The sequence below is a fragment of the Kitasatospora sp. NPDC047058 genome (assembly GCF_040643935.1).
In the GTDB taxonomy this organism is placed as follows: Bacteria; Actinomycetota; Actinomycetes; order Streptomycetales; family Streptomycetaceae; genus Kitasatospora.
In genome coordinates, this window is record NZ_JBEYVJ010000458.1 from 1 (window position 1) to 4863 (window position 4863).

The 4863-nt window shown below is 73.1% G+C and carries 3 protein-coding genes; 1 reads left to right on the forward strand and 2 read right to left on the reverse strand.

Features of this window, described 5'->3' with window-relative positions:
• The coding region (locus ABZ885_RS35310; protein ID WP_360198123.1) for a SulP family inorganic anion transporter at positions 1-608 on the reverse strand (608 nt) is incomplete at its 3' end.
• Between the two features lie 166 nt (positions 609-774).
• Complete coding sequence (locus ABZ885_RS35315) at positions 775-1377, reverse strand: carbonic anhydrase (protein WP_360198126.1); 603 nt, start codon at positions 1375-1377, stop codon at positions 775-777.
• Between the two features lie 530 nt (positions 1378-1907).
• On the opposite strand from ABZ885_RS35315, the gene ABZ885_RS35320 reads away from it, so the two are divergent.
• Positions 1908-4556 carry an RICIN domain-containing protein gene (locus tag ABZ885_RS35320; protein WP_360198129.1) on the forward strand — a complete coding sequence of 883 codons (2649 nt, stop codon included), beginning with the start codon at positions 1908-1910 and terminating at the stop codon, positions 4554-4556.
• Positions 4557-4863 lie beyond the last annotated feature (307 nt).

A 4863-nucleotide genomic window follows, 5' to 3' on the forward strand; every position in this document is an offset into this window, starting at 1 on the left:
GCGGCGACGGCGGCGAGCGGCGCGGGCACCGTCCGGACCCGGGCGGGCAGGCGCGTCCAGAGCAGGAGGACCGCCACCGTCCCGGCGCCGATCGCGGTAGCGGCGAGGGCGTGCGGGCTCCTGGCGACCTCACCGGCCAGGCCCGGGAGTCCGGCCAGTTTGGCGAGGCCGTCGGCCGGTCCCTTGGCGTCGGCCAGGGCGTAGAGCTGACCGGCGATCAGGACGAGACCGATCCCGGCGAGCATGCCCTGGACCACGGAGACGGATATCGCCCGGAACAGGCGGCCGAGCCGGGCCGCGCCCATCGCGAGTTGGAGCAGGCCGGCCGCAGCGGTGATGACGCCGAGGGTGGCGAGGCCATGTTCCTGGACGGCGGCGAAGACCAGCACGGTCAGGCCTGCGGCGGGGCCGGACACCTGGAGGCTGCTGCCGGGCATCAGCCCGGTCACCAGGCCGCCCACGATGCCGGTGATCAGGCCGAGTTCGGCCGGTGCACCGGAGGCGACCGCGACGCCCACGCAGAGCGGGAGCGCGACCAGGAAGACGACGGCGGAAGCGGGGAGGTCAGAGCGCAGAGTGCTCAGCCGAAGGGCGGGACGACGGGTCATCGGGTCCTCGGGAGAGTGGCGGTGCGGACGGTGTCGGTCGGACGGTGGTGGCGCCGCGGTACGCGGGCCGGGTAGGGCCGGGCTGGGCTGGGCTGGGCTGGGCTGGGCTGGGCTGGGCTGGGCTGGGCCGGGCTGGAGAGCCGGCCAGCCCCGGTTCGCAGCGGCTTCACAGGGGCACGAACAGGCCGGTGTCGGGCCGGTGGGCGAGCACCAGCCCGGTGTGGATCTCGTAGAACCAGCCGTGCAGCCGGATCCCGCCCTCGCGCAGCCGCCGGAGGACGGCCGGGTAGCCCCGCAGCCGGTCCAGCTGGGTGAGGACGTGGCGCTGCACGGGCCCGGCGACCGTGGGATCGAACACGTCCGCCCCGTCCCCGCCCAGTTCGGCCCGGTCGGCCTGGCGCAGCCAGGCACGGACGGCGGGAACGACGCTGAGGTCCTCTCCGCGGACCACGGCGCCGACGGCACCGCAGTGCGAGTGGCCGCAGACCACGATGTCGCGGACGCCGAGCACCTCGACGGCGTACTCGATGGTGGCGGTCTCGCCGGTGGCGAGGTCGTCCCGGTAGGCGGGGACGATGTTGCCCGCGGTGCGGAGCTCGAAGAGGTCGCCGGGGTCGGCGTTGGTGATCAGTGCGGGCACCACGCGCGAGTCCGAACAGGTGATGAAGAGGGCCTGGGGTGCCTGGCCGGCGGCGAGGCCGGTGAGTTCCCGGCCGGTGTCGCCGATGCGCTGCGGGAAGGCCCGGGCCCGGTCGATGAGTGGATCCATGGGGATCGGTGCCTCCTTCGGGGCCCCTGCGGCTTTCGGCCGAGGAGCGATGGACGGAGCGGCGCCTCGGAAGCGTGCGCTCCGGGCGGAGGGGTGCGTGCGTCAGCACGACGGGCGCGGCACGTCGCCGCGGCACGTCGCCGGGCCGCGTCGCGGTCGGTGCCGGTTCGGCGACCTGACGTAACGTCAAGAGCGAGTAAAGCACGGCCATGGGAAGAGTAAAGGGTCGTTCCGGGCGTAAGTTGTGCCGATCTCGTTAACATCCTGTCGCCTCGAACGGCATGGAGCCTTCCGCTCCGCAAAGGCCGCCCCGGACACGCGAGCCTGCCGGAGGTCCTCCCGCCGACTCGGCCTCACAACTCGGTCAGAAGTTCTCCGAACGGGCGGCAACCTCCGCTGCACCGGCGGCAACTGACGGGCGACACCAAGGGCGTCACGCCCACGGATCGTCCGATCCCACCGCCGACCGCCGGCACGCACACCGGCCATACGGGTGTGCGTCAGCGGGGCCGAAGCAAGGAGTAGCACCCATGAACGAGACGGATCCCACTGCGGACGGCCGTGGCCGGCGCACCCGCGCGGCCGGTGGCGTGCGGCGTCCCCGCGGGCGCCACCGCCGACGCTGGACCACGCTGGGCCTGGCGCTGGGCGTGCCCGGGGTGCTCGGCCCGTACCTGCTCTTCGTGCAGGCCGACTCGAAAGCCGCCTCGGTGGACCCCGATGCCTCCTACACGCTGGTGTCCGTCCGCAGCGGCAAGGCGATGGACGTTCCGGCGGCGGACACGGCCGACGGCGCCTGGATCCGGCAGATGAACCGCGTCGCCGGGGCCACGAGCCAGCAGTGGCGCCTGCGGCTGGCCGGAGACGGCTTCTACGAGCTGGAGAACCGCGGGACCCACAAGGTGCTCGGCGTGCGCGGTGACTCGTCGCGATCCGCGGCCGCCATCGAGCAGCAGACCGACCACGCCTCCGCCGCCCAGCAGTGGCGGATCGCGGACGTCGGCGACGGCGCGGTGACGTTCTCCTCCCGCGCCAGCGGCATGGTCCTGGACGTGTGGGGCGGTGGCAAGGACGAGGGCGTCCCGCTCATCCAGTACGCCGACCGGGGCTCCACCAACCAGCAGTGGAAGCTGGTGAAGGTACCCGGTACGGGCGGGTACACCTGGCACAACGCGCAGATCGTCGGTGGCGGCTTCGTCACCGGACTGGTCTTCAACCCCGCCCGCAAGGACCTGCTGTACGCCCGGACCGACATCGGCGGCGCGTACCGCTGGGACGCGGCCGCCAGGCGGTGGACCTCCCTGACCGACTGGATCGGCGGAGCGGACTGGAACCTGCTGGGGATCGAGAGCCTGGCCACCGATCCCGTCGACCCGAACCGCCTGTACCTCGCGAGCGGCACCTACACCAACGACTGGGCGGGCAACGGTGCGATCCTCCGGTCCACCGACCAGGGCCGGACGTTCCAGCGCACCGACCTGCCGTTCAAGCTCGGCGGCAACGAGGACGGCCGGTCCATGGGCGAGCGGCTCGTGGTGGACCCCGACAACCACGGCACGCTCTACCTCGGCACCCGCAAGAACGGCCTGTGGCGCAGCACCGACTACGGCGCGACCTGGAGCCAGGTCGGCGGCTTCCCCGTCAAGGACGGTGCGAGCAGCGGGGTCGGCCTCTCCTTCGTCACCTTCGGCCCGTCCGGCAGCCGGACGGTCTACGTCGGCGTGGCCGACAAGTCCACCTCGCTGTACCGCTCCACCGACGGCGGCACCACCTGGCAGGCGGTCCCCGGCCAGCCGACGGGCCAACTGCCGCAGCACGGCGTGCTGTCCGGTGACGGCTCGTTCTACCTGACGTACACCGACGCGCCGGGCCCGAACGGGGTGACGGCCGGATCGGTGTGGAAGCTCACGCCGTCCACCGGAGCCTGGAAGAACGTCTCGCCGTCCAGCGGCAACTACGGCTTCGCCGGGCTGGCCGTGGACCCGCAGCACCCGTCGACGGTGATGGTCACCACGCTGGACCGCTGGTGGCCCTCCGACGAGCTCTACCGCTCGACCGACGGCGCCGCCACCTGGAAGGCGCTCGGCGCCACCTCGGAGCGGGACAGCTCCGCGGCGCCGTACGTGGGCACCGGCATCGGGCACTGGATGGGCGCGCTGGCCATCGACCCCTTCGACGCCGGACACGTGCTCTACGGCACCGGCTCGGGCATGTGGGGCAGCAATGACGTGACGGCGGCGGACGGCGGACGCCCGACGCACTGGACCGTACCGGCCGAAGGCCTGGAGGAGACCGCGACACTCGGGCTGGCCAAGCCTCCGGGCCTCCCGCTGATCAGCGCACTCGGCGACGTCGGCGGATTCCGGCACGACGACCTGACCAAGGTGCCCGCCAAGGCCCTGTCCGGGCCGCTGTTCACCAACACCACCGGCATCGACTTCGCCCAGGCGAAACCGGAGTTCATGGTGCGGGTCGGCCTCGGCGGAGCGCAGCACGGCGCCTACTCGGCGGACGGTGGAGCGAACTGGGCGCCGTTCGCGGCGGCACCGGTGGGCGACGCGGGCGCCGGGTCCGCCGCCGTCTCGGCGGATGGCGGCACCGTGGTGTGGACCCCGGCCGGCCAGCCGTCCTTCCTCTCGACCGACCGCGGCGGTTCCTGGGCGGCGGTCTCCGGCCTGCCCAAGGACGCCGCCGTCGTGGCCGACCGCTCGGCGGCGAGCACCTTCTACGCCCTCAGCGGCGGCACCCTGTACGCGAGCACCGATGGCGCAAGGCACTTCACCGCCCGCGCAACCGGTCTGGGTGACGGGCAGCTCAAGGCGGTCCCCGGCGTCGCCGGTGACCTGTGGATCGCCGGCGGGGCCAACGGCCTGCGGCACTCCACCGACGGCGGGGTGAGCTTCCGCAAGGTCGACGGCGTGGAGCAGGCCGGCGCCATCGGGTTCGGCAAGGCGGCGCCCGGTGCCGGATACCAGGCCCTCTACCTCAGCGGGAAGGTGAAGGGCGTCATCGCACTGTTCCGCTCCACCGACGGCGGCTCGACGTGGCTCCGGATCAACGACGACCAGCACCAGTTCGGCGGCAGCACCATCAACGTCATCACCGGCGACCCCGACGTCTACGGCCGGGTCTACCTCGGCGGCTACGGCCGCGGGGTGGTGTACGGCGACCAGTCCTGACCCTGGCGGGGGCCCGCGGGCGGGCGACGGACCGTCGCCGGCCCGCCCGCGGACCGGCCGCGCAGAGGGGCCGGGCAATCGGTGCCGGACAGGCAACCTTTCCGTCCTCGGCGGCCACTGAGTGGTGCAGCGTCGACTCGATCTACCGAATGGGATGAGCATGAAGGCAACGAAGCACGCCGACCCGCGGGCGCGGCGAAGGCAAGGACTGGTCCTGGGCATTCCGGTGGCACTGGTGGCCGTCGGGGTGTTCGGCAGCCCGCCCGCCCAGTCCTCCTCGATCGCGCGGATGCCCGACTCGCCGGCC